Source organism: Kitasatospora sp. NPDC048662, from assembly GCF_055587065.1.
This window is the reverse complement of sequence record NZ_JBVJHA010000022.1, coordinates 21,949-45,045: the sequence shown is the minus strand read 5'-3', so window position 1 is coordinate 45,045 and position 23,097 is coordinate 21,949. Positions and strand designations below refer to the sequence as shown.

Annotated in this window: 22 protein-coding genes; 11 read left to right on the top strand and 11 right to left on the bottom strand. The window is 73.3% G+C overall.

Annotation, left to right across the window (positions count from 1 at the left end; all coding sequences use genetic code 11):
* The first annotated feature begins 472 nt into the window (after positions 1-472).
* Positions 473-1,780 (top strand): response regulator, encoded by a 1,308-nt coding sequence (locus tag ACZ6R9_RS33150; protein WP_465542437.1) that lies wholly within the window; start codon positions 473-475, stop codon positions 1,778-1,780.
* On the opposite strand, the gene ACZ6R9_RS33145 is transcribed toward ACZ6R9_RS33150, so the two are convergent.
* The gene (locus ACZ6R9_RS33145; RefSeq protein WP_465542435.1) at positions 1,769-3,136 is read right to left on the bottom strand and encodes a carotenoid oxygenase family protein; all 1,368 of its coding nucleotides are present in this window, start codon (positions 3,134-3,136) and stop codon (positions 1,769-1,771) included. The genes ACZ6R9_RS33150 and ACZ6R9_RS33145 overlap by 12 nt on opposite strands.
* A gap of 142 nt (positions 3,137-3,278) precedes the next feature.
* Positions 3,279-3,890: a TetR/AcrR family transcriptional regulator gene (locus ACZ6R9_RS33140; protein ID WP_465542433.1), complete on the bottom strand. Its 612-nt coding sequence runs from the start codon at positions 3,888-3,890 to the stop codon at positions 3,279-3,281.
* 309 nt (positions 3,891-4,199) lie between these two features.
* Here ACZ6R9_RS33140 and ACZ6R9_RS33135 point away from each other — a divergent pair, with 309 nt between their 5' ends.
* Positions 4,200-5,195: a TolB-like translocation protein gene (locus ACZ6R9_RS33135; RefSeq protein WP_380479084.1), complete on the top strand. Its 996-nt coding sequence runs from the start codon at positions 4,200-4,202 to the stop codon at positions 5,193-5,195.
* A gap of 24 nt (positions 5,196-5,219) precedes the next feature.
* On the opposite strand, the gene ACZ6R9_RS33130 is transcribed toward ACZ6R9_RS33135, so the two are convergent.
* From ACZ6R9_RS33130 to ACZ6R9_RS33120, 3 genes are read right to left on the bottom strand one after another with little or no spacing between them, the layout of a single operon-like run.
* Positions 5,220-5,351 carry a hypothetical protein gene (locus ACZ6R9_RS33130; RefSeq protein WP_465542430.1) on the bottom strand — a complete coding sequence of 44 codons (132 nt, stop codon included), beginning with the start codon at positions 5,349-5,351 and terminating at the stop codon, positions 5,220-5,222.
* Positions 5,348-6,949 (bottom strand): multicopper oxidase family protein, encoded by a 1,602-nt coding sequence (locus ACZ6R9_RS33125; protein WP_465542428.1) that lies wholly within the window; start codon positions 6,947-6,949, stop codon positions 5,348-5,350. The genes ACZ6R9_RS33130 and ACZ6R9_RS33125 overlap by 4 nt, the downstream gene beginning before the upstream one ends.
* Positions 6,942-7,394 carry a hypothetical protein gene (locus ACZ6R9_RS33120; protein ID WP_380479092.1) on the bottom strand — a complete coding sequence of 151 codons (453 nt, stop codon included), beginning with the start codon at positions 7,392-7,394 and terminating at the stop codon, positions 6,942-6,944. Before ACZ6R9_RS33120 ends, ACZ6R9_RS33125 begins: the two co-directional genes overlap by 8 nt.
* A gap of 207 nt (positions 7,395-7,601) precedes the next feature.
* Here ACZ6R9_RS33120 and ACZ6R9_RS33115 point away from each other — a divergent pair, with 207 nt between their 5' ends.
* The 6 genes from ACZ6R9_RS33115 to ACZ6R9_RS33090 all read left to right on the top strand — a co-directional run bounded on the left by ACZ6R9_RS33115 (position 7,602) and on the right by ACZ6R9_RS33090 (position 15,577).
* Positions 7,602-8,483 carry a LysR family transcriptional regulator gene (locus tag ACZ6R9_RS33115; RefSeq protein ID WP_465542426.1) on the top strand — a complete coding sequence of 294 codons (882 nt, stop codon included), beginning with the start codon at positions 7,602-7,604 and terminating at the stop codon, positions 8,481-8,483.
* Between the two features lie 102 nt (positions 8,484-8,585).
* Positions 8,586-9,143: a TetR-like C-terminal domain-containing protein gene (locus ACZ6R9_RS33110; RefSeq protein ID WP_380479100.1), complete on the top strand. Its 558-nt coding sequence runs from the start codon at positions 8,586-8,588 to the stop codon at positions 9,141-9,143.
* Between the two features lie 35 nt (positions 9,144-9,178).
* Complete coding sequence (locus tag ACZ6R9_RS33105; RefSeq protein ID WP_465542423.1) at positions 9,179-9,655, top strand: SRPBCC family protein; 477 nt, start codon at positions 9,179-9,181, stop codon at positions 9,653-9,655.
* A gap of 51 nt (positions 9,656-9,706) precedes the next feature.
* The gene (locus ACZ6R9_RS33100) at positions 9,707-12,130 is read left to right on the top strand and encodes an ATP-binding cassette domain-containing protein (RefSeq protein WP_465542468.1); all 2,424 of its coding nucleotides are present in this window, start codon (positions 9,707-9,709) and stop codon (positions 12,128-12,130) included.
* Positions 12,117-12,434, top strand: coding sequence for a trypco2 family protein (locus ACZ6R9_RS33095; protein WP_465542421.1), 318 nt, complete (start codon positions 12,117-12,119; stop codon positions 12,432-12,434). The genes ACZ6R9_RS33100 and ACZ6R9_RS33095 overlap by 14 nt, the downstream gene beginning before the upstream one ends.
* A gap of 2 nt (positions 12,435-12,436) precedes the next feature.
* Positions 12,437-15,577, top strand: a complete 3,141-nt coding sequence (locus ACZ6R9_RS33090) for an NACHT domain-containing protein (protein WP_465542419.1) — start codon at positions 12,437-12,439, stop codon at positions 15,575-15,577.
* 37 nt (positions 15,578-15,614) lie between these two features.
* On the opposite strand, the gene ACZ6R9_RS33085 is transcribed toward ACZ6R9_RS33090, so the two are convergent.
* The 4 genes from ACZ6R9_RS33085 to ACZ6R9_RS33070 all read right to left on the bottom strand — a co-directional run bounded on the left by ACZ6R9_RS33085 (position 15,615) and on the right by ACZ6R9_RS33070 (position 18,845).
* On the bottom strand, positions 15,615-16,160 hold the full coding sequence (locus tag ACZ6R9_RS33085) for a GNAT family N-acetyltransferase (RefSeq protein ID WP_465542417.1): 546 nt from the start codon (positions 16,158-16,160) through the stop codon (positions 15,615-15,617).
* 661 nt (positions 16,161-16,821) lie between these two features.
* Positions 16,822-17,532 (bottom strand): hypothetical protein, encoded by a 711-nt coding sequence (locus ACZ6R9_RS33080; RefSeq protein WP_465542415.1) that lies wholly within the window; start codon positions 17,530-17,532, stop codon positions 16,822-16,824.
* A 702-nt stretch (positions 17,533-18,234) separates the two neighbouring features.
* Positions 18,235-18,501 carry a hypothetical protein gene (locus tag ACZ6R9_RS33075; protein WP_465542413.1) on the bottom strand — a complete coding sequence of 89 codons (267 nt, stop codon included), beginning with the start codon at positions 18,499-18,501 and terminating at the stop codon, positions 18,235-18,237.
* Positions 18,498-18,845 (bottom strand): winged helix-turn-helix transcriptional regulator, encoded by a 348-nt coding sequence (locus ACZ6R9_RS33070; RefSeq protein WP_465542411.1) that lies wholly within the window; start codon positions 18,843-18,845, stop codon positions 18,498-18,500. The genes ACZ6R9_RS33075 and ACZ6R9_RS33070 overlap by 4 nt, the downstream gene beginning before the upstream one ends.
* An 86-nt stretch (positions 18,846-18,931) precedes the next feature.
* Between ACZ6R9_RS33070 and ACZ6R9_RS33065 the strand changes: the two genes are divergently transcribed.
* On the top strand, positions 18,932-19,573 hold the full coding sequence (locus ACZ6R9_RS33065) for an NADPH-dependent F420 reductase (RefSeq protein ID WP_465542466.1): 642 nt from the start codon (positions 18,932-18,934) through the stop codon (positions 19,571-19,573).
* Positions 19,574-19,804: 231 nt separating this feature from the next.
* Here ACZ6R9_RS33065 and ACZ6R9_RS33060 read toward each other — a convergent pair whose 3' ends face one another.
* Positions 19,805-20,203, bottom strand: coding sequence for a hypothetical protein (locus ACZ6R9_RS33060; protein WP_465542409.1), 399 nt, complete (start codon positions 20,201-20,203; stop codon positions 19,805-19,807).
* Between the two features lie 13 nt (positions 20,204-20,216).
* A complete protein-coding gene (locus tag ACZ6R9_RS33055) occupies positions 20,217-20,810 on the bottom strand; it encodes a TetR/AcrR family transcriptional regulator (protein ID WP_465542407.1) in 594 nt (197 codons plus the stop codon).
* A gap of 90 nt (positions 20,811-20,900) precedes the next feature.
* Here ACZ6R9_RS33055 and ACZ6R9_RS33050 point away from each other — a divergent pair, with 90 nt between their 5' ends.
* The gene (locus ACZ6R9_RS33050) at positions 20,901-21,662 is read left to right on the top strand and encodes a histone deacetylase (RefSeq protein ID WP_465542405.1); all 762 of its coding nucleotides are present in this window, start codon (positions 20,901-20,903) and stop codon (positions 21,660-21,662) included.
* 114 nt (positions 21,663-21,776) lie between these two features.
* Positions 21,777-23,090: an FAD-dependent monooxygenase gene (locus ACZ6R9_RS33045; protein ID WP_465542403.1), complete on the top strand. Its 1,314-nt coding sequence runs from the start codon at positions 21,777-21,779 to the stop codon at positions 23,088-23,090.
* Positions 23,091-23,097: the final 7 nt, after the last annotated feature.

The following is a 23,097-nucleotide window of genomic DNA, read 5'->3' as shown; positions in this document are numbered from 1 at the left end:
GGAGTCCTCCTACTCGCGCTGATCCTGCCACCCTGACTAACGCCCCGACCGCCACCAGGGCACGGCCCCGCAGGCCCTGCCGCTTCCTCGTCACCATCCGGTCGTTCGGAGCCGCGCCGCTGGCGTGCACGCGGCCTCGCGGGCCCGGGGTCACCCTCCTCGGCGTCACCCGTACAGGTGAACGCGGGGGTCGCTGAAAGCTGTGCACCGGCGTACCGTCGGGGGTCTCGTCAATCTGACGCCCCATCAGAATTGCGGGACGCCAATCCTGTTGCCGGTCCGGCGCGTCTGCGCGTTGCGGGGCGCGCAACACCCTCACGATCCGGCATGCTGCTGTCCACCCCGGCGCAGCGGCGGCCGGGGTTGGCGCGACCGGACCGTGACGGGCCGGCGGGTACGGGTGGAGGATTCGGGTGCGGCGTACATGGCGACCCGGCGGATCGATGAACGGCCGACGGGGGTGCGGAGCGTGATGGCAGGGCCTGTCCGGGACGGCGGGCTCCAGCCGCTGGATCGTGAACTGAACAGGGAGTGCCGGGAGTTCGCCGAATCGTTGCGCGAACTGTTCCTGGAGCTCGGCATCTCGGTGCGCCGGTACGCCACCCGCTGCTACCTCAACCCGGGCACGCTGTCCCGGTACTTGGCGGGGTCGCGGATCGCACCGTGGCAGTTCGTCGAGGAGTTGCTGCACCACCTCGACGAGGACTGCGGCACCCGACTCGACCCGTCGGCCCTGGAGGGGCTGCGCCGCAGGCACGTGGCGGCGCTGCGCACGGCGGCGTCGATCGGCCGGGCGGTGCAGCAGCTGGAGGACCAGTTGCAGGCGGCGGACCGGGAGGCCCGCCGGGCGGGGGCGCGCGAGGAGCAGCTCGACCACGCGCTGGACGACACTCGGCAGAGCATCGCCGACCTGGACGCCCGGCTGGTCCGCCTGGAGTCCCGCCCCCTCCTGCCCGCACCGCAGGACCGCACCGAACAAGCCGAACGCGCGGGGCACACCGAGCAGGCCGGGCACACCGAGCAGGCCGAGCAGGCCGGGCAGGCCGAACCGCTCTCGGCGCCGGACCGGGATGCGCTGCTCGCCGAGCGCGACGCGCTCGCCCGCGAAGTGGAGCGGCTGGCCGAGGAGTTGGCCCGCGCCCGGGAGCGGGCGGCGTGCGCGGAGACCCGCTGCGACCTGTTCGAGCGTCAACTCGCCCTGGTGGAGCAGCAACAGGGCCTCGCGGAGATCCCGTTGCAGCCCGCACGTCCGCCGGCTCCGCCCGCTCCCCCGGCTCCGCCGGGCCCGTCGGACGAGGGCCCGCCGCCGAAGGTGCTGCTGGTGGACGACCGGCCGGACAACCTGATGGTGCTGGAGGCCGTCCTGGGGCCGCACGGGCACCGGCTGGTGCGGGCCGCGTCCGGGCCGGACGCGTTGCGGGCGCTGTTGGAGCCGGACGAGTTCGCGGTGATCCTGCTGGATGTGCAGATGCCGGGGATGGACGGCTACGAGACCGCCGCGCACATCAAGCGCCGGGCCCGTACCCGCGACATCCCGATCATCTTCGTCACGGCGATCGGCACGGACCCGGATCACTCGATGCGCGGCTATGCGGCGGGTGCGGTCGACTTCATCCCGAAGCCTGTCGATCCGTGGGCACTGCGTGCGAAGGTCGCCGTGCACGTCGAGCTGCACCGCGAACGCCGCCGCCACACCGCGCTCCCGGCGCCGACCCGGCACACGATCTCGGCGGCCACCGGGACGGCGATCCCGAAAGCCGGTGTTCCTTCAGTGAGTTGACCGTCCGTCGGAAACCCAGTTGCCGTGCAGGCCGAGCGGCACCCGGACCGGCAGGTGGATGCGGGCGACGGGCTCGCCGGCGAAGTCCTGCGCGGCGAGGATCACCAGGTCGGCCGCGCCGCGTTCGGGGTTGTGCGCGTAGGCCATCACGTAGCCGTCGTCCTCGGCGGTGGGCGACTCGGCGGGGACGAACACGCCCTCGCCGACGGCTCCGAACCGGCCGAACTCGTGGGCCTCGACGGTGCCGCGCAGCAGGTCGTGCTTGAGCAGGGCGCTGCTGAACCCCTCGTCGGGGCGCGGGTCGTCGGGGCCGGTGGGCGTGGCGTACAGCTCGGCCACGGCGGCGTAGCCGTAGCGGTGCGGGCGGGCGACCCGGCGGGGGTCTACGCGCGGGAACTCCTGGGTGCGGTCGTCCAGCCGCTCCTCGCGGATCCTGTTCGCCGCCAGGTCGATCCGCCAGCGGTCCAGGGTGGGGCGGCTGCGGCCGAAGTCCCGGATGCTGAAGCCCTCGGGGTGGCGGACCACGTCGATCACCACCTCGGTGCCGTCCTCGTACGCGTTGAGGGTGTGCCCGACCAGGCAGGGGGCGACGTCGAACCAGCGCGCCGGCCCGCCGCCGCGCGGCATGATGCCGACCCGCGCCTGGTGGGTGTCGTCCCAGGTGAACGGCACGCCGGTGGGCAGGTGGGCTGGGCTGAACACCACGGGGGCGTCGAACAGTACGACGTGGTGCTCGGTCAGCGCGAAGTCGTGCATGTACGGGTTGCCGGGGGTGTGGATCAGCGTGGTGCGGCGGACGGTGCCGTGGTGGTCCATCACGATGTGCTGGACGTACTCGGTGCCGTACAGGAACGCCAGCGAGTGCAGTTCCCGGGTGTGCGGGTCGAAGACGGAGTGCGCGTTGGCGCTGTAGCCCTCGGGGGTGGCGCCGAGCTCGCAGGGGCCCAAGGTGTCGAGTTCGTATCCGAGTTCGTAGGGACGTATGCCGCCCTCGATCAGCGCGAAGGTACGACCGTTCAGCCCGGCGACCTGGACGTTCGGCGCGAAGTCCAGCCGCGGATCGACGGGTGCGCCGCGGCGCGCCTCGCCGAGGTGGTCGGCGACGGCGCCCGAGCGCACCCAGCGGTTGCGGTACCACTCGGCGCGGCCGTCGCGGATCCGCACGCCGTGCACCATGCCCGGGCCGAGGGTCCAGATGTGCGCGGTGGGGTCCTCGATGCCCAGCGCGTTGGGGCCATTGCGCAGGTAACGGCCGTTCAGGTGGGCCGGGATGCGGCCGGTGACGGGAAGGTCGTGGGCGGTGACCTCCTCGGTGACCGGGGCGAAGCTTCCCGTCAGATAGCGGTTGATCGTCATGCCGGCTGTCCTTTTCCGTGCGGTTCGTGCGGTGCGCGCAGTCGGTGCGAGGCGCGCGGTTCGTGCGGTTCGTGCCGTCCGTGCGAGGCGTGCCATCCGTGCGGCGCGCACAGTCCGTGCGGTCCGGTTCGACGGGGAACGGTCACTGCGGCTCGGCGAGGAACGCCCGCCCCACCGCCGCCATCAGCGCGTCGAAGCGGTGGGCGGCGCTCTCCGGCGGGAAGTGGCCGGCGAGTTCCAGGCTCACCGCGCCGTGGGCCGCCGCCCAGAGGAGCTTGGAGATCTCGTGTGCGTCGCCGGGCGCGAAGACGCCCGCGTCGATGCAGGCCTGGACGGCCGCCACCGAGGCGTCGAAGGCGTGGTCGGCGGCGGCGAGCGCCTCCGGTCCGGGCTGGTAGCCGGGCACCGCCTGCTCGAACATCACCCGGTAGTAGGCGGGTTCGGCTTGGGCGTGCGCCCGGTACGCGGTGCCGAGGTCGTTCAGTGCGGTCAACGGGTCGTCGGCGCACGGGACTTGCTGCTGGGCGCGGCGCAGCCGGGCGAAGCCTTCCCGGTAGAGCGCGTCGGCCAGGCCTTCCTTGCCGCCGAACATGGTGTACAGGACCTTGGTCGAGGCACCGATGCCGGTGGCGATCCGGCGCATCGTCAGCGCGGCGGGCCCCTCGGTGACCAGGAGGTCGATGGCGTGGTCGAGGATCGCGGTCCGCACAGCGCTCTGGCCGATGCGTTGCGCGTCCTGGTAGGGCGTGTTCACGGGTAACACCGTAGCCCACCGGTAACAGCGTTACCCACACTTTCCGACAATCCGTTGCGTCGTCAGCACGCCTTTCCCGTACGGCAGTTCGCGGTGGTGACTTTGTCCGGACTTACTGGTAGGAAACTTTCCTTTCACCTACGCTCCGGGGAAACGGCCCGGCGTGGCCCCGTCCTCGGCATCCAGGACTCGCGCCGCGGCGCGCCCTGTCCGAAGGGAACCCTCATGACGACCGAGACCACACCCGGAGCCGCATCCGACCCAGCCCAAGACACCGATCCAGCCCAAGACACGGACTTCGCACCGGACTTGGCGGAGCGTCCGGCGGCCGGGGCACGTCTGGTGGTCCTGGTGGTGGTCGTGGTCACGATGCTCGGCTCCGCGCTCGGGTTCGCCCTGCACACCTGCCACCGCGACGGCCCGCACCAGATCGTCCCGGCCGACGCCACCTTCACCCTCGACGAGCCCGGCCTGTACTACCGTGACGCCGCCTCCGGCCGGATCGCCCGCGCCGCGCACACCGTCGGCGATCCGGCGGCGGTCGGCGGCCCGTCCTGCGAACGCTTCTATGCCGCGGGCAACCGCGCACTGTGCCTGCGCACCAGGCCGGGCCGGCCCGCCGGTACCGAAGCGGTGGTCTACGACCGGCACTTCCACCGGCTCCAGACCCTCGCCCTCCCGGGCCTGCCGAACCGGGCCCGGGTCTCCCCGTCCGGGCAGGTGCTGTCCTGGACGACCCTCACCAGAGGCACCCACGCCACCGCCGGCTACTCCACCCGCACCTCGATCCTCGACCTGCGCTCCGGCTCCCTGGTCAGGGCCGTCGAGAACATCCCGCTGACCGTCGATGGCGTCCCCTCCCACGCCACCGACCTCAACTACTGGAGCGTCAACTTCGCCGCCGACGACAACCGCTTCTACGCCACCGTCTCCGCCGACGGCCACACCCACCTGGTCGAGGGCGACCTGAAGGCCTGGTCGGCACACACCCTGCGGGAGAACGTCGAATGCCCGTCCCTCTCCCCCGACGGCACGCAGATCGCCTTCCGCAAGCGCGTCTCCGCCGACCCCGCCGACCCCTGGCGCCTCTACGTCCTCGACCTCGCCGACCTGCGCGACCACCCCGTGGCCGAGACCCGCGCCGTGAACGACCAGGCCGCCTGGCTGGACGCCCGGACCCTCGGCTACGCCCTCCCCGCGAAGGAGGGCCACGCCACCGACCTCTGGTCCGTCCCGGCGGACGGCTCCGGTCGGCCCCATCTGCTGGCCACCGGCGCCTCCTCGCCCGTCGCCATCACCAATTGACGTGCCACGTAGCGATATTGACGGTCAGTCAAGCCAGCGGCCCACTGTGGTGCGCCAGGGCCGGCCCCGGACGACCACCTCGCGGAGGGTCGGCCGCAGGCCCGGGACGCGTTCGAACAGGGCGCAGAACCACTCCTCGAACGCGTCGCGCCTCACCGCACCTCCAGGTTCGCCATCATCCCCATGTCCTCGTGCTCCGCGTTGTGGCAGTGGAACAGGTACCGCCCCCGGTAGCCGTCGAAGCGGGAGATGATCTCGGCCGCCTCGCCGGGCCGCAGCGAGACCGTGTCCTTCAGCCCGGCGTCGTGCGGCAGCGGTGCGCGGCCGCCCCGGCTCAGGATGCGGAAGCCGACCAGGTGCAGGTGGATGGGGTGGTGGACGTCCGCGATCAGCCGCCACACCTCCAGGTCGCCGAGCCGGACGCCGACGTCCTCGCGCGCCGGGTCGAACGGGCGGCCGCCGATCAGCCAGCCGTGGCCCTCGCCCATCCGGCCGGCCCGGAACGCGAACTCCCTGGTTCGGACGGCCTCTTCGCGTCGCCACTCCGGCAGGTCGGTGGCCAGCGTTTGCGGCACCGGGGTGTCCTCCCGCTGCGCCCGGACCACCCGGAACGCCATCACCTCCCGGGTCCGCCCGCTGCCCATGCGGTTCAGCAGCCGGACCGTCCCGCCCACCGGCACCGCGCCGAAGTCGACCAGCAGGTCGTACCGTTCGGCGGGCGCGAGCGGCAGTCGGCGGTGCGTCACCGGCGCGGACAGCAGACCCTGGTCGGCGCCGATCTGCACCAGCTCCAGGGCCCGCCCGTCCTGATCGACCGCCTCCAGCTCGTAGTGGCGGGCGTTGGAGCCGTTGAGCACGCGCAGCCGGTGCCGCACCGCCGCCACTTCGTGCACCGGCCACGGCGCGCCGTTGACCAGGATCACATCGCCCAACACCCCGGCCATGTAAGGTTCTTGAACCCCGGGCCGGTCGCGAAGCGAGGGGTCGAGCGACGGGTACTCCAGGCTCCCGTCGGCAGCGAACGCGCGGTCGGTGATCACCAGCGGCAACTCCCGTTCTCCGTCCGGGAGTTCGAGCGCCTTCTCGCTGTCCTCGCGGATGATGTGCAGCCCGGCCAGGCCGCGCCAGATCGCGGGGGCGGTGTAGTCCATCCGGTGGTCGTGGTACCAGAGCATGGTGGCGCGCTGCTCGTTCGGGAAGGTGTACTCGCGCACCACGCGGCTCTGCACGGCCCTCGGATCCGCCATGGTGCCGCCGTGGCCGCCATGTCCACCGTGGCCGCCGCTCTCCGGCCAACTCGCGGGCAGCACAAGGTCGGTGGGGTAGCCGTCGAACTCGGCGGGGGTGCGGCCCCCGTGCAGGTGGACCACGGTGGGAACGGGCAGTTCGTTGCGGTGCGTGACCACGGCGGGACGGCCACGCCGGGCCTCGATGGTCGGACCGGGGAAGCTGCCGCCGTACGTCCACACCGGGGTGTGCACGCCGGGCAGGATCTCGGCGACGCCCTCCCGCTGGGTGATCTCGTACCGGTCGACACCGCCGGTGGTGGACACCGGCGTCAGCACCTGCGGCCGGGGCAGCGGCACTTGGAACGCGGGCGGCAGCTCGATCGCGCTGCGCAGCAGGCCGCCCGTCCCGGCCGGGCGGTGGGCGAGCGTCGCGGCGGAGGCCAGACCACCCGCCGTCAGCAGTCCGAACGCGCCACCGAGCGCGAGCAACCGCCGCCTGCTGAGCTGGAGTTGGGGCTCACTCACCGCGCACCTCCGGCGCCTGTCCGGGCAGCGGGGCGCGCAGCAGGCCGATGGTGAGGACGGTGAGGGCGGCGATGGTGGCCACGCCGAGCGGCAGGTGCAGCCACAGCGCGCCGTCGAGTCCGGCGAAGTACTGGACGGTCTCGGCGATCACCACCAGCGCGGTGCCGGTCAGCGGCCAGGCGATCCGGCGGCGGTACCAGAACACCATGGCGGCGATCAGTTGCAGGTAGCCGAGACTGGTGACGGCGTTGGCCCCGGCGAGGTGCCAGCCGAGGCCGTCGTACGAGCCGCTGAGGTAGACGCCGGCGAACACCGGTTGCCCGTACACGGCCACCATGTGCACGGCGGCCAGCACGCGCAGCACCTGCCCGGCAGGACCGGTCCGGCCGGCGCGGTCGGCGCGGTCGGCCGCTTCGGCGTGTTCGGGTACGGCTGACACAGCCATGGCAGAGTTCTCCCTCAATCCTGGTACGGGGTACGGAACTTGCACCTCCTCGACGCTATGCCCCGGCGGCTATCCCGTCTAAGATCAATATTGCTATGGGGTTATGCCGTTTCCGGCATGGCCGGTGCCGGACGTGCCGGGCGGTCTCGGGCGGTGTCGGCCGTCGCCGGCCGGTGCCGGACGGTTGCAGCAACACGGGGAGCGGCCATGGATCTGCACGCGCTGACCCAGTTCCTGGTGGTGGCACGTCTGGAGCACCTGAGCCGGGCCGCCGAGGAACTCCGGGTCGCCCAGCCCTCGTTGAGCCGCACCATCGCCCGCCTGGAGGAGGACCTCGGCACCCCGCTGTTCGACCGGGGCGGGCGGCTGCGCCTGAACGAGGCGGGCCGGCTGTTCCGCGGCTACGCGGAGCGGGCCCTCGGCGAGCTGGAGGCCGGCCGCCGGGCCGTCGCGGAGGCGGCGGGCAACGGCTTCGGAACGGTCCGGCTGGCGTCCGAGACCTTCCTGACCTTCACCGCCCCACTGGCCGCGTACAAACGCGCCCACCCCGCCGCCGAGATCGACCTGCGGCAGCTCCCGGCCGATCTGATGCCACGCCAACTCCGCGCTCAGGAAGTGGACTTGTGCGTCGCCTCGCAGCCGATCCGCACCGAGGGCCTGCAGAGCGCCCAACTCCTGGACGAGCCGGTCTGGTTGGCCGTCCACCGCAGCCACCCGTTGGCCGGGCGCAGCTCCGTCGCCCTGCCCGACCTCGCCGCGCTCCCGTTCATCACCGCCCGCCCCGGTCACTGGAACCGCCGTCTGCTCGACCAGCTCTTCGCCGACCTCGGCCACCCGCCCCGCATCGTCTGCGAGAGCGACGAACTCGCCGCCATCGCCGACCTGATCACGGCGGGCCTCGGCGTCGGCCTGATCCCCGCCGTCGGCCGGCAGAGCGCCACCCGCCTCCCGCTCGCCCTCCTCGCCGTCGACCATCCCGCGTGCCGGCGGACCCTCACCCTGCACTGGTCCGAGTCCGCCCGCCTCTCCCCCGCCGCCGGTCTGATGCGCGAGGCCCTTCTCAACTGGCCCTGGCCGAGCTCCTCCTGACGCCCGGCCTCCATTTCGATACACGTGTTGCGCAATGGCGCCGTCCCGCGCTAGCCTCGCCCTCATTACGAGACACGCGTAGCGAAATGAGGGGCGGGAGACATGGCCAGGCCGCGGGACACCGGTGTTGACGCCAAGGTGCTGGAGGCGGCGCGCGGGCTGCTGCGCGAGCGCGGGTACGCAGGGTTCGCACTCGACGAGGCCGCCGCCCGCGCCGAGGTCGCCCGCACCACCGTGTACCGGCGCTGGCCCACCAAGGACCACCTGGTGGTCGCCGCCTTCGCCACCATGTTCGAGACCGCGCCGATCCGGGAGACCGCCGACGTCCGGGCCGATCTGACCGCCACCCTCACCGCGATCGCGGCCGGCCTGCGCCTGCCCGCCACCCGCGCCCTGGTGGCCGAGTTGATCGCCGCCGGCACCCGCCACCCCGAACTCGGCGACGCGCTGCGCCCGTTGTGGACGCAGCGCCGCACCGCGGCCGCCGAGCTGCTCGCCCGGGCCACCGCCCGTGGCGAGTTGGCGGCCGACGCCGACCCCGCGCTGATCATCGACCAGCTGGTCGGCCCGCTCTACTACCGGGTGCTGATCAGCGGCGACCCGATCGACGACCACTTCGCGCGCGCCCTGGTGGACACCACCCTGGCGCGCCACCGCTGAAACACACGACAAGCAATCACCAGGGGGAGACCATCATGAGCCTGTTCACCTGCGAGGTCAGCGCCGAAGCCGAGTTCCCGGGCACCCCGGAGGCCGTCTGGCAGCTGATCACCGACCACGACCGCTACCCGCAGTGGCACCCGGTGGTGGTCCGGGTCGAGGGCGAACTCGCCGTCGGCACCCGCCAGACCGAGGTGGTCCGCACCGCCTCCGGCCGCGAGCTGACCTTCCACCCGGTGCTCACCGTGGTCGCCCCGGGCCGCGAACTCTCCCGCGCCGGCCGCCTCCTGGTGCCCGGGCTGCTCGACAACACGCACTCCTACCTGATCACCGACCTCGGCGACGGCCGGGTCCGGGTCGTCCAGCGCGAACGCTTCACCGGCCTGCTCGCGCTCTTCTTCCACGGCCGCACCGCCCGCGACACCGAGGCCCGCTTCAAGGCCGCGCTCGCCAACCTGGCCCCGCTCGCCGGGCAGGTGGCGCAGCCCGCCGAAGGGTGCGCCGCACGGTAGCGTGGCCCGGTGAACGGCACGGAGATCAACAGCGGCGGCAACGACGACGGCATGGTGCGGGTGCGCGGCGCGCGGGTGCACAACCTGCGCGACGTGGCGGTGGCGGTGCCGCGCGGGGCGGTGGTGGCGTTCACGGGGGTCTCGGGGTCGGGGAAGTCCTCGCTGGCGTTCGGGACGCTGTTCGCGCAGGCGCAGCACCGGTACCTGGAGTCGGTCTCGCCGTACGCGCGGCGGCTGTTGCGGCAGGTGGAGGCGCCGCAAGTGGACTCGGTGACGGGAATGCCGCCGGCGGTCGCGCTGGAGCAGCGCCGTTCGGTGCCGTCCTCGCGCTCCTCGGTGGGCACCATCTCCACCATGTCGAACCTGCTGCGGATGCTGCTGTCGCGGTGCGGCGACTACCCGGCGGGCGCGTCGCGGCTGGATTCGGACGCGTTCTCGCCGAACACCCCGGCCGGCGCCTGCCCGGAGTGCCACGGGCAGGGGGTGCTGCACCGGGTCACCGAGCAGTCGTTGGTACCCGATCCGTCGTTGTCGATCCGGCAGGGCGCGGTCGCGTCCTGGCCGGGTGCGTGGCAGGGCAAGAACCTGCGGGACATCCTGGGCGCGCTCGGCCAGGACCTGGACCGGCCCTGGCGGGAACTGCCCGCACGCGACCGCGAGTGGATCCTGTTCACGGACGAGCAGCCGGTGGTGACCGTCCACCCGGAGCGCGAGCCGGGCCGGATCCAGCGCCCTTACCAGGGCAAGTACAGCAGTGCCCGCCGGCTGGTGCTGAAAGCGTTTTCCGAGTCCCGCAGCGAGGCCACCCGCGCCAAGGCCGCCGCGTTCATGACGCAGTCCCCGTGCCCGGTCTGCCACGGCCACCGGCTGCGTCCCGAGGCCCTGGCGGTGACCTTCGCGGGCCTGCCGGTCACCGGGCTCGCGGCTCTCCCGGCCGACCGTCTCGCCGCCCTGCTGCACCCGTTCACCGGCGACGAGGGCCCGGCAGGTCTGCTCACCGCCGATCTGACGGACCGGCTCGCGGCCCTACGCCGCCTCGGCCTCGGCTATCTCTCGCTCGACCGTGCCGCCCCCACCCTGTCCACCGGCGAGTTGCAACGCCTGCGCCTGGCAAGCCAGTTGCGCTCGGGCCTGTTCGGCGTGGTGTACGTGCTGGACGAGCCCTCGGCGGGCCTGCACCCGGCGGACACCGAGGCGCTGCGCGAGGTCCTCGCCGAGCTGCGCGCCGCGGGCAACTCGGTGTTCGTGGTGGAGCACGACATGACGGTGGTGCGCGGCGCGGACTGGCTGGTGGACGTCGGCCCGGGCGCGGGCACCGGCGGCGGCCAGGTGCTGTACAGCGGGCCGGTGGACGGCCTGCGCGAGGTGACCGGCTCGGCGACCCGCCGCTTCCTCTTCGACCCGCCGCCCGCACCCGCCTCCCGGGGCCGCACCCCGACCGGCGTGCTGCGCCTGCGCGAGGTGACCCGGCACAATCTGAGCGGCGTGGACGTGGACGTGCCGCTGGGCGTGCTGACGGCCGTGACGGGCGTCTCCGGCGCGGGCAAGTCGACGCTGCTGGGCGCGGCGGCCGACGCGGCGGCCGCCGACCCGTCCGTGGGCCGGGTGGTGACGGTCGACCAGACGCCGCTGGGCCGCACCCCGCGTTCCAACCTGGCCACGTACACCGGCCTGTTGGACACCGTCCGGAAACTGTTCGCGGCCACCGACGAGGCCCGCCGGCGCGGCTACGACGCCGGGCGGTTCTCGTTCAACGTGGCGTCCGGGCGCTGCCCGACCTGCGAGGGCGCGGGCGCGATCGAGGTGGAGCTGCTCTTCCTGCCCACGGCCTGGAGCCCGTGCCCGGACTGCCACGGCAGCCGCTACAACCCGCAGACCCTGGAGATCACCTACCGCGGCGCCACCGTGGCCGACGTCCTCGCGCTGACCGTTGACGCCGCCGCCCCGTTCCTCGCCGACGTCCCCGCCGCCGCCCGCGTCCTGACGGTCCTCCAGCAGGTCGGCCTCGGCTACCTGCGGCTGGGCCAGCCCGCGCCCGAACTCTCCGGCGGCGAGGCCCAACGCGTCAAACTCGCCGCGGAGTTGCACCATGCCCGCCGCCACCACACCCTCTACCTCCTCGACGAACCCACCACCGGCCTGCACCCCGCCGACAGCGAGGTCCTCACCGCCCAGCTCCACCGTCTGGTCGACGCCGGCGCGACCGTCCTGCTCGCCGAACACCACCTCCCGCTGATCGCCACCGCCGACCACCTCATCGACCTCGGCCCGTCCGGCGGGACGGCCGGCGGCCGCGTCCTCGCCACGGGCACCCCTGCGGCCCTCACCACCACCGCGGGCAGCCCGACCGCGCCGTACCTGGCCGCCTACCTTCGCTCGAATGTGACCCAACCGCACCACCGTTTACAGACCGACCCTCTACGCTCGGCCCTCGAAGGACTCCGAGCTGTGGGGGCGAGCAATGGACCGTCATGACATCGAACTGGCCGATGCGATCGAGGCGATCAGGCAGGAACTGCTCGACGCCTCCGAGCGCGGTCGCGGCCAGGCCCTCCAGTTCGAGGTCGGCCCGGTCACCCTCGACTTCACCGTGGAGCTGAAGCGCGACGCCCGCGCCAAGGGCGGCATCAAGGCCTGGGTGCTGTCCGCCGACGCCGAAGCGGGCCTGGCCCACGGCCGGACCCACAAGGTCTCCGTCACCCTCACCCCGAAGGACGCGGACACCGGCGGCAGCGTCACCATCTCCAACGACGACCTGGGCAGCCGGGACGGGTTCTGACCGTGCCGTTCCTCGCTCACCACGTGGCGGCCGTCCGGGGTGCCACGCAGGGCAGCGGCTTCCTGCTCGGCCCCCGGCTGGTCCTGACGGCGGCCCACGTCGGCGGGTCGTCGCCGGAGGCCGCCGTCCTGGACGGCACCGGGTGGACGCCCTGCACCACGGTCTGGCGCTCCACCGGCCTCGACGCCGCCCTGCTGCTCGCGGATCGGGAACTGATCCCCGCCGGTCGCTTCGAACCGCTCCGCTGGGGCACCGTCACCACGCTCGACCCGGTGGCCGGCTGCCACCTGACCGGCTTCCCGCTCGCCGGACGCGACCGGGAGGGCCGCCTCGACACCGTCCAGGTGCTGGCCACCCTGACCCCGGCCGCCGGACAGCGGACCGGCCGTCAGGTCCTGGTCGTCCAGCAGCACCCGCCCCGACGCCGCCGCGAGACGGACTCACCATGGTCGGGCCTGTCGGGCGCCGGCGCCGTGTTCCGCGACCGCCTGCTCGGCATCGCCGTCCAGGACCGGACACCGGACACCTGGGAACACTCCCAGTTCGACCTCGTCCCGATGGCCGCGCTGCTCACCGACCCCGGCTTCTGTGCGGCACTCATCTCGAACCTGGGTGAACTCCCTTACCCCGAGGGCATCTCCGCCACCGAGATCGCCGACTCCGACTTCGAACGCGACTACGCCGCCGCCATCGAGGCCGACTACGGCCGCATCCGCATCTTCGGCCTCCGCCAGGCCGCCGGCCACGGCCGCCGCGGCTGGGACCTCACCACCTCCTACCTCAGCCTGGAAATCCGGTCCACCGCCACCACCACCGGCCCCGACCCCGGCCCCGGCCCACAGCGCGCCGAGCGCATCCTCGCGGGCCGCCGCCGCGTCCTGATCCGCGGCGAGGCGGGCTCCGGCAAGACCACCCTCGTGCAGTGGCTGGCCGTCGGCGCCATGAACGGCACCCTCGGCGAGGACCTCGCCAGGTTCAACCACCGCGTCCCGCTGGTCCTCCAGCTCCGCAAGCTGCACCGCAAGGGCGTCATGCAGCCCCGCCCCGAGGAGTTCCTCACCCTCGACGACCGCATGTGCGCCGAGCGCCAACCACCCGGCTGGGCACACCGCCTCCTCTCCACCGGCCGCGCCCTGCTCCTGGTGGACGGCCTGGACGAGGTGCCGACCGACCAGCGCGAGGAGGCCCTCGACTGGCTGGACCGACTGCTCGACCACTACCCCGACACCTGGACGCTGGCCACCGTCCGCCCCTCCGCCGTCCCGCACGGCTGGCTCGGCCACCTGGGCTTCGACGAGTTGCAGCTCTGCCCGATGAACCGCCAGGACCGCCGCCACTTCGTCGAACGCTGGCACGAAGCCGCCCTGCGCGAACTCCTCACCGCCCAGCACACCGAGGCCGAGGCGCAGCGCTGGCGCCGCGAGATCGACCTGGACCAGGCCGATCTCCTCCGCACCCTCGACACCGTGCCGGAGGTCGCCCAACTCACCGACAGCCCCCTGCTGTGCGCGATGATCTGTGCCCTGAACCGCGAGTCGGACGGCGCGCTGCCGCGCCACCGCATGGCGCTGTACCGCGACGCGATGTCCATGATGCTGGTGAAGCGCGACGAAGGCCGCCGGGTGCAGGGCGCGGAGCAGCTCCAGGCCTCCGAGGAGGAGCAGCTGGCGATGCTCCGCCGACTTGCTCACTGGCTGGTGCGCAACAACCAGGCCGAAGGCCGACGACGGGACGCGATCGCCCAACTCGCCAAGGCCCTGCGAGACTTGCCCGCCGTCGCCCGTCGCACCGACGCCGAACAGGCGTACGTCCACCTCCTCAACCGCACCGGCCTGATCACCGAAACCGGCCCGGACACCTTCCAGTTCATCCACCGCACCTTCCAGGAGTACCTGGCCGCGATGGAGTTCCGCGAGGAACGCGACTTCGGCCTGCTCGCGGGCCACGCCGCCGACGAGCAGTGGGGCGACGTGATCCGGATGACCGTCGGCCACTGCGGCCGCCGCGAACGCGCCGAACTCCTCACCACCGTCCTCGCCGCCGCGCACACCGCCCCCGACGAGCTCAAGCCCGTCATCCACCTCCTCGCCGCCACCTGCCTCCCGAGCGCCCCGGAACTCGACGGCGAGGTCCGTGACACCGTCCTTGCCCGGCTCCGCGACCACCTCCCCGCGCTGCTCACCGGCGATGCCACCGCCCTCCAACTGGCCGGCGTCGGAGAAGAACTCGTCCCCCTGCTACGGGAGTTCGCCGAAAACGAGCCGGACCTGCTGGCCGGAACCCGCCACCTGGTCCCGAACGTCCTGGGTCTCATCGGCGGCGCCGACGCCCTGGCCCTGCTGGCGACCCTGGCCGAGCAGGACGACCCGTTGCCGAACGTGGTCCACCAGTGGCCGCGCTTCGAGGTCGACGCCTTCGCCCGGCAGGTGGTGGACCGGGCCGACCTCTCCGCCGTCCATGTGCAGCTCCATTCGCCCGCGCAGCTCGACGCCCTGGTCGACCACCCGACGCTGCGTCAGGTCTGGCTCGGCGGTCCGGCCATGCCCGTCGATCCATGGCGATGGAGCCAACTGGCGGACAGAATCGAGTACTTGACCCTGTCGGCGATCCCCGGGCTGCGGGACATCTCCTTCCTGAGGCAGTGGACGCAGCTCAGCGGTCTCGGCCTCTACCAGTGCCCGGAGCTGGACGATCTGACTCCCTTGCGTGGCTTGCCACTTGAGGCCCTCGCCATTCGATCCGTCCGGGCCGCCGAGCAGCGGTTCGACGAGCTGTGGGCGATCCTGCGCGACATGCGGAAACTGCGCATCCTCTCCCTGCTGACACCCGACCCGGCCGCACTCACCGGACGGGAACCACTGACCGGTGTGTGGTACCTGACGCTGATCGACGTCCCCACCGACTACCCGCTCGCCCCGCTTCTCCCGCTGTTCCCCGGCCTGGAAGAGCTGAGCCTGATCGTCGCCCCCCACTGCACCTCACTCGACCTGACGCAGCTCCCCCACCACCTCCCACTGGTCCTCACCGTTCCCGAGGGGACAGCCCCACCCCACCTGATCGGCCAGGAGCAGTTCCCGCCCCACCACCTCACCGTCCACCAACTCGGCAGCCCCGCGCCCCCGTCCCGGCCCGACCGCGGTTGAGTGCCCCCCGCGCGGTGGAACGCGATGCGGTGCCCGGCTACGCTCCCCCGGTGACCGCGGCCGGCCCAGGATCGGTGCGGAGCAGCGAATAGATCACCTGGTCGCGCCACCGACCGCCGCGCCACTGCGCGGAACGCAGGACACCCTCACGAACGAACCCCGCCTTCTCCAGGGCCCGCTGTTCGGCAAGATTGGCGCAGTCCGTCCAGGCCTGGAGCCGCTCGGCGCGGGTGTGGGCGAACAGGTAGTCGGCGAGCAGACCTTGGGCCCGGGTGCCGATACCGCGCCCCTGGGCGGCGGGAATCAGGCCGATGGCAAGCGTCCAGCAGGCGGAGGTCTCGGGCCGCCCCCAGCTCCCGGCGAACCACTCGACCCGGCCCACCGTACGCCCGGCCTCGGCAACGGAGAGCACGCCACCGTCCGGACCGAGCAGGCCGTTCTCCGCGAAGCGCCGTCGCAGACCGTCCGCCGACCGAAACCCGAACCACTGGTAGGCACCGACACCTTCCGGCCCGCCGAACTCGCGCTCGAACAGGTCGAGGTCGTCAACGGTGACGGGTCGCAGCGTGATCGCGTCCGGCATGAGGGGGCAACTCCTGATCGTCTCGGCTCGGCCTCACCTTACGACGCCCCCTCTCCCGCCCTACCAACAGGTTCTGACTGCCCACCACTGCCCGACGTTCAACCACCGCCCGGATCCGCCGCGGAGCTCGGCGGCGCGGATCCGAGCGCTGCTTGAGGCGCCTGCGCTGACCGCCCGAAGTGGATTGCCAGGGGTCGGCCGCCGCGCAACCATCGCCGGACGGCCTCGGTGAGTTGAGATCGCTGCACACGCCAGGCGCCGGGACGGCGTTCCTCGCCGCCGCCATTGCCCCAGAACCGCGTCCACACACCTCGACCTGGAAACCGTGCTCACCCAAACCGCCACAGCAAGCGCCGGAGGCCCGCACCGGCCTCCGGTGCGGGCCTCCGATATCCGGTCATGGGGCCTCAGTTGGCGAAGTTGAAACCTCAGCGACCTGGTTCAGCTCGACTCCGGACGGGCCGACCGCCGAACTCAGGCTGAACCACCGCGAGTTGGCGGCACCGTCACCGAACTACCTTGTGGTGACATGGCCCTGGGCCCGCAGCAGCAGGTCATCGACGGGGGCGGCGCACCCCAGGGGCGGCCCGGCCAAGGCGCGGGCGAGCGGGAAGTGCCGGGGACTCCTCCCGTGGAGGGGACCTACCGGATGGGCAGGGCGTCAGCGTCCGGGCGCGACGGCGGCACGCTCGACGGGTTCGCCGTGAACGAGTCGGCCGGGCGGCGGCAGCGCGGGGTAGACCTTGTCGACGGGCCGGACGGCGACCGGTGCGTCGCCCTCCTCGCTCCCGGGAACGCCACCCCCCGCAGGGGCCCCGCCGGGCGTGGCGACGTCACCGGTCAGCGGGACACCACCGGGCGTGGCCACATCTCCCGGCTGCTGGAGGCCGGCGGGGGTCTTCATACCGAGGAACTCGAAGAGCTCTCCGACCCCGGGAGCGTGACCGGGCTTGGCGCCCGTGGCCTTGGTGGGCGACAAGCTCGGCTTGTCGGCGGTCGTGCCGGCGGGCGACAGGCTCGGCTTGTCGGCCGTGGTGCCCGCAGGGGCCACGCCCGGCTTCGCCGCCGTCGTGTCGGTCGGCTTGGCGTCCGTCGTACCGGCAGGCGCCGCACCCGGCTTCGCGGCCGTCGTCTTCGCCGGCTTGGTGGCAGCGGTGTTGGCCGGCTTCGCGGCAGCGGTGTCGGCCGGCTTCGCGGCAGCGGTGTTGCCCGGCTTCGAAGCCGTCGTGTTGGTCGGCTTCGAAGCCGTGGTGTCGGCGGCGGTGGACTCGGAGGGGCTGACCGGGGCGCCGACGGCAGCGGCGGTGGGGGCCAGGAGCAGGGTGATCGCGGCGGCCGCGAGCATCGCGGTGCCTCGGAACTGTGGTGCCATGGAAGGTTCCTCGTGATCCCGGCCGGGCGGCACACTCTGTGGCGGCGGGCCCGACCCAGTGGACGGGGTGAGTGGGACTGCCCGAATACCTAACCGCCCGTCAAAATGTTTCTGCCGCCGCGCTCCGCATTCCATACCGACGGACCATCAGTTAGTTCACCCTTCTCCCGCTCCGTCCGCACCCCCGCACCCCGCCGACCGACGCCGCCCGCCGCTTCACCCCCTGCTCCAGGTGCCCGCACAGGTTCGCACCGGTCGCGGCGAGGGGCTCGCCCGAACGGCTTCGACCCGATCTCGCCGAGGCCGGAGTAGGTCCTGGCAACCACTCGGGTACTCGTGATCGACGCCGCACACGGCCACGCTGCCCTGCCCTGCCCTTCCCGGACACGGCGACGGTCGGGCCCCGTATCGCCCGGCGCAGTTGATCGCCACGGTGCCGATCAAGCCGATCACACCGGCGACCCGCTCTGCAGCTGGTGCCACGTCAGAAAGGCGCAGCCGCCGCACCCGAAGTCAGCGGTGGTGCTCGGCGCGGCGTCCCGCTCGCCGGGACCAGCGCGTCCCGCACCGTCCACCGGGCTACGACCCACCGCTTTCCGGCCATCCGCTTTCCGGCCATCCGCGCGGCGCACTCCTCCTCCCTGGCCCACCGTCACCAGCAGCGCTCAGCGGCAGCGACTGTCGGCCCGCGCCCCTGCCCTCTCACCCACACGAGCCCCACTCCATCAACTCCGCCGCCCATCCCCGCACTTGCTCGTCATCGTGCAGGTACGGCCCGCCGGGCCCGGTGCGCAGATCGATGCCGTCCAGCAGGTTCAGCCCCCACCAGCACGCCTCGTCCCAGTCCAGCGCGTCGTCCTCCATCCACCGTCCCGCCCACCGGTCCGCCGCGTCCCGATCCACCCGGCCCTCGGCGACGGCGCCGAGCCACTCCGCGATCTCGGAAGCCCCTGGCTGCGGCCGGTTCACGACCGCCCCTCCGCGGCTTCCTGCGCGGCCATCACCTCGTCGCCGTGCTCGAACGCCCAAGCCCCGAAGGCGTCGATCGGGGTCAGCAGGGTGCGGCCGAGCGCGGTCAGTTCGTACGCCACGCCGGGGCGTTGCGGGTGACGTTCAACCAGGCCGTGGTACTGGAGGCGACGCAACGTCTGCGCGAGGACCTTCGAGCTGATGCCGCCGATCCGTTCCCGCAGTTCGACGGGGCGGCGCGGGCCGTCGCGCAGGGCCCAGAGCACTACGGCGTTCCAGGTGTTGGAGAGCAGGTCGAAGGCGAGCCGGGCTCGGCAGTCGGCGAGGAAGGCGTTGGTCGTCACGTACCGAATGGTGCCCGGCGAGCTCCGTACTGTCGAAGGAGATCTTCCAAACCCGCGCAGAGTGGAGCCAGTTGATGAACACCTCGATGACGATCGGCGTCCTCGGGACCGGCGGAATGGCCGATGCCCTCGCCACGCAGTGGGCGCGGGCCGGTCACCGGATCACCATCGGCGGCCGGGACGCGGCCAAGGCCCGCCGACTCGCCGACCGGATCGGCCATGGCGCCCGCCCGGCCGGCCTGCGCGCGGCGGCGGAGTCCGGAGAGGTGGTGCTCGCGGCGCTGCCGTACGGTGCGGGAACGGAGGTGGTCCGCGAGCTGCGTGACGCGCTGGCCGGCCGCACCCTGATCGACTGCGCCAACCCGGTCGGCCCCGGCTTCCGCCTGCTCACCGGCCAAGGTCCGTCCGCCGCCCAGCAGTTGGCCGAGGCGGCACCCGACGCCCGGGTGGTGAAGGCGTTCAACCTGTGCCACGAGGACGTCTGGCGCCGCCAGCCCCCGGTCTTCGACGGCCGCCCCCTCGCCGTCCCGCTCTGCGGCGACCATCCGGACGCCCTCGCCCGCACCGCCGCCCTGGTCCGCGACCTCGGCTGCACCCCCGTCCACGCCGGCGCCCTCTCCCGCGCCCACCTGCTGGAGGCCACCGCCGCCCTCTTCATCGGCCTCTGGATCGGTGAACACGCCGACGCCCAGGCCATCGCCCCACCCCTCGCCCACGCCGCCGGCTGACCCGACCCGCGCACCACCGACGGCCAGGCCCTCGGCCTCCGCGCACCGCGCCCACAGCTCCTCGTCGTCACCATCCATGTCCTCCCGCACCAGGAGGTGGCGGAGCGGAAACTCCCGCCCCCACGCTGCCTGTTCCCCAAGCTCCGCGCGCCTGTCCGTTGCTCCCCGGACACTGAGCCCATGGTCCGCCACGCGGGGCCGCACCGCGTCTTCACGGCGCCCGCAGTGCGGTCACGCCACCGGCGGCCGCACCCACGGCGCGTGACGCTCCCCCGGCCTCAACTCCTCGCGCCAGTACCGGAAGACCGTTCCTCGGACGATGCTCAGCCGACCGGCGGCGATCAGCCCGTCGGCCGGGTCGGGGCCGCCCGCGTCGGCGGTGAAGGCGACCAACACGGCTGGCGTCGCGCCGAGTTGGCGTTGGACGCGGGTCGTCTCGGCCGGTGTCGGGGCGCGGAAGACCGGGTCCTGGAACGAGGCCGGGCAGGTCACCAACTCGGGCTCGTCGAAGCGCAGTTCGAGCGAGTGGTGGTACGTCAGGTCGTGGTCCGCACCCAGCACCAGGCGGGACGGGTCCCAGGAGACCACGTCCCAGTCCCACCAGGACCCTTCGGGCAGCTCGATCGTCATTGGACGTCCGTGGTCAGCCGTCGAGCAGGGCGGCCAGGTACCGGTCGGCGTCCGCCGCCAGCTCGGCGCGGCCGGGCGGGTACGCGTGCCCGCCGCCCGCCGTCGCGTTGAACAGCACGCCCTCGCACCAGCGCACCAGGCGGCGCGCGTCGGCGACCGGTTCCGCAGAGCCGCACGCCTGCAGCAACTGCACCGCCACCTCCACGAAGCCCGCGCCCAACCGGTCGTAGACGGAACGGAGTTCGGGTCGCCGGGCGGCCTCCAGCGCCAGCTCGATCCGGGCCACCGTCAGCACCCGTCCGGCCGGGGTCAGCGCCTGCTCCAGCCCGTCCGCCACCACTCGCACCAACCGCCGCCGCGCCGCCGCGCCGTCCCCCACCGGCCGGGTCGTCGGCACCTCGCCCAGCATGCCGGCCGCCTCGACCTCGGCGATCCGCACCAGCGCCACCTCGAGCAGCGCGGACCGCGTCCGGGCCACGTTCGACGTCGATCCCAGCGGAAGGCCCGCCGCCTCGTCCACCGCCCGGTGCGTCAGGCCGCGCAGGCCTCGCTCCGCAATCACGGCAATGGCCGCATCGGCAATCCGGGTCGGTCGCGCCACAGTCATGGTCCCGATCATCCCGCGCCCCGCCCGCAACTCCCAAACCCCGCCACACCCTCGCGCACGGAACGTCAGGTCACCACTACCTTCTGCCACATGAACGAGATTCGGCCGCCCCGCCCCCAACCCGCGCCACCCCGCCCCCAACCCGCGCCGCCGAGCCCCCAGCCTGCGCCACCCCGCCCCCAGCCTGCGCCGACCGGCCCCGGCACCAAGGTGTGGTACGCGGCCTACGGCTCGAACATGAGCGCCGGCCGCCTCGCGCGCTACATCACCGGCGGGCGCCCGAACGACGGCACCCGCGTGCACCCGGGCTGTCGCGACCGCACGCCGCCCGAACGGACGTTGCCGATCCGGCTGCCCGGAATCCTGTACTTCGCGCACGAATCCCTGGTGTGGACGGGCGGCATCGCCTTCTACGACCCCACCCGCCACGGCGAGATGCCGGCCCGGGCCCACCTCGTCACCGCCGGGCAGTTCGCCGACATCGCCGCCCAGGAGATGGGCCGCGAACCCGGCGCCGACCTCGACCTCACCCGCGTCCTGACCACCGGCCGCGACCAGCTCGGCCCCGGCCGCTACGAGACCCTGCTCCACCTCGGCAACATCGACGGCATTCCCGTCCTCACCTTCACCTCCCCCTGGACGCTCGCCGACGCCGACCTCAACCCGCCCACCGCCGCCTATCTCGCCGCCGTCGCCACCGGCCTCGCCGAATCCCACGGCTGGACGCCCGCCCAAGCCGCCGCCTACCTCGCCACCCGCCCGGGCGCCACCACCCGCTGGACGCCCCGATCCGCCCTGCAGGCCATCCACTCAGCCTCCGCAGCGCCCGCAGGGCCGGCAGCGCCCGCCTGAGTCGGCTCCCCCACCCCCGGCGAGACCCCCTCCCCACCCGCACTACAGCCGTAGTACGCTCAGCCTCAGCACTCGGAACTACAGGTGTAGTCAACCGGCCGATCGGAGCCCGCCATGCCCTCCGCCCCGCACCCCTCCCCGCACCCCGCCACCGACCCGCGCCCAGCGATCGTTCTCGGTGGTGGCATCGGCGGCCTCGCCGCCGCCCTCGCCCTGCACCGCCGCGGCATCCCCGTCACCGTGCACGAGCGCGCCGCGAGCCTCGAACCGGTCGGTGCGGGGCTGGCGCTGGCGCCAAATGCCTTGCGGGCGCTGGACGTTCTCGGTGTCGGTGGGCGCCTGCGCGCCCTCGCGGTGCGGCACCCGGCCGTCGGCCTGCGCCGCCCGTCCGGCCGGTGGCTGGCCCGGACCGACACCGAGGCCGTGCAGCAGCACTTCGGCGATCCGGTGCTGGGTGTCGCGCGGGCCGAGCTGATCGCCGCACTGCTGGACGCCCTCCCGCCCGGCACCGTCCGCACCGACTCCCCGGCCACCCTGCTCGACGCCGGCGACGCCCACTCCCCGGCCCTGGTCGAGACCGGGGACGGCCGGCGCGAGGCGTCCCTCGTCGTCGCGGCCGACGGCATCCGCTCCGCCACCCGCACACAGCTCTTCCCGGAGCACCCGGGGCCGCGCTACTCGGGGTTCACCACGTGGCGCACCGTCATCGACGACCCCGAACGCCCGCCGGCCATCGTCGGCGAGGTGTGGGGACGCGGCGCGCTCGCGGGCATCGTGCCGCTCGCCGGCGGGCGGGTGTACGTGTACGCGGCCGCCCTCGCACCGGCGGGGCAGCGCGCGGACGGCGGCGACGAGCACGCCGAATTGCTGCGCCGGTACGGCAGTTGGTGCGCCCCGCTGCCGGAACTGCTCCGCCGCACCGACGCCGACCGGGTGCTCCGCCACGACGTGTGGGCGCTCACCGACCCGCTGCCCGCATTCCATCGCGGACGGGTCGCGCTGCTCGGCGACGCCGCGCACGCCATGTCGCCGTTCCAGGGGCAGGGCGCCTGCCAGGCCATCGAGGACGCGGTGGTCCTCGCCGCCACGCTCCCTTCCCCGCAGCACGCGTCGGACCCGCTGGCCACGCTCCCCTTCCCGCAGCACGCGTCGGACCCGCTGGCCACGTTCCCCTCCCCGCAGCACGCGTCGGACCCGCTCGCCGCTCTCCGCGCCTACTCGGACGCCCGTCTGCCCCGCACCTCGCGGATCGTCGCGGGCTCCCACACCATGGGCCGCCTGGTCGCCACCCACTCCCGCCCGGGCGTCCTGCTGCGCGACGGCGCACTCGCCCTCGCCGGACGCCTGCCCGCCCGCGTCCTGCTCGACCGCTCCGCGCCCACGTTCACCTGGCAGCCGCCCGCCCTCGACACCCTCGCGGGGCGCTGACCCGATC